General features: G+C 45.9%; 1 protein-coding gene. It reads right to left on the reverse strand.

Annotated features, from left to right (window positions below; translation table 11 throughout):
- Positions 1–784, reverse strand: a 784-nt coding sequence (locus AB0J87_RS64410) for an ATP-binding protein (protein WP_363985933.1), incomplete at its 3' end; no start/stop codon positions are given.
- Positions 785–1110 lie beyond the last annotated feature (326 nt).

A 1110-nucleotide genomic window follows, 5' to 3' on the forward strand; every position in this document is an offset into this window, starting at 1 on the left:
CTTCCTCTTCATCAGATGGAAGATCGCGATAGAAACCAACAGCCAACTCAATAGTGACACCTTGATAATCGCCCTGATACACATAAGGCGCGATACCGGCACCGGACGCCAAAGCATTATCACCCAAGATAAAACTCGACGTGGTCGGTGAAACTCTTTCAGCGTTAACGTAAACGTTAAAACCTTTGGTTATGATGTGGCCGTAGTAAGCAGATATAGCTTTTTTAAGATCCATCTCAAAACCAGTTTGATTTGAGAATAACCGTGGGATCCCATCATTCAACTCTGTAATAGATATCTTTGTTCCTTTAAATTCACCTGGAGCAACTTCTTCAATTGGTAAATTCCAGTTAAAGTCATCGGCCAACCATGCAGAATCAATAGTAACTTTATAAGCGGCATCCTTGGCATTTGTCTCAACTGTTGATTGCTTACCGAGCTTGAATATCGCCCGCTTCATCCCGATACCATATACACCCACGGTCGGTACATCTTTATCGGTATCACGATCAGGGCGACCTAAGCGAAACGCACGCTCCAAGGCCACTTCACGCGGTATTCCTCCACAGTTATCGAAGATAGAGAAGTGATTTTCGTCAAACGTGATTCTCGCTTCAAACCCTTTGTAAGGTAACGGATGATCTAACTCCGCACGCTTCTCGCGCATAGCGCCATCGACGCAATTATCAAGCAAGTCGAGAATCGAATCCTTAAGCTCGATGTCGCGCGTCAACATCTCTACGAAAAATCGCTTCGCGGGATGAGCATTAACCTGAGCAGTCATTAAAACTCCCTTTTATATACTTTTTGGCTACAGCCGGAGCGTATCATGATGTCAAAATGCCAAAAACCACTTAAATTTGCTAGCAAAGATTGTAATAACTACGACGCTAAAATCAATTTTAACCAACGCCAATTGTCGTAGCGGTCACCCCGCCCTCTGAGATGCGTGTAACGTCGAAGCGAATTCCAGTCCCTGTGACCCGAAACGCTCGACACCCTTGGAATATCCCAGCCCATTTCAAATAACCGACTAACCCCTCATGGCGTAGGTCGTGGAAATGCAGATCTTCAATCCCCAGCATCGGGCAGGCCCGCGTAAAGGACGCC

Origin of the sequence: Nonomuraea sp. NPDC049625, from assembly GCF_040675285.1 — a bacterium.
In the GTDB taxonomy this organism is placed as follows: Bacteria; Actinomycetota; Actinomycetes; order Streptosporangiales; family Streptosporangiaceae; genus Nonomuraea; species Nonomuraea angiospora_A.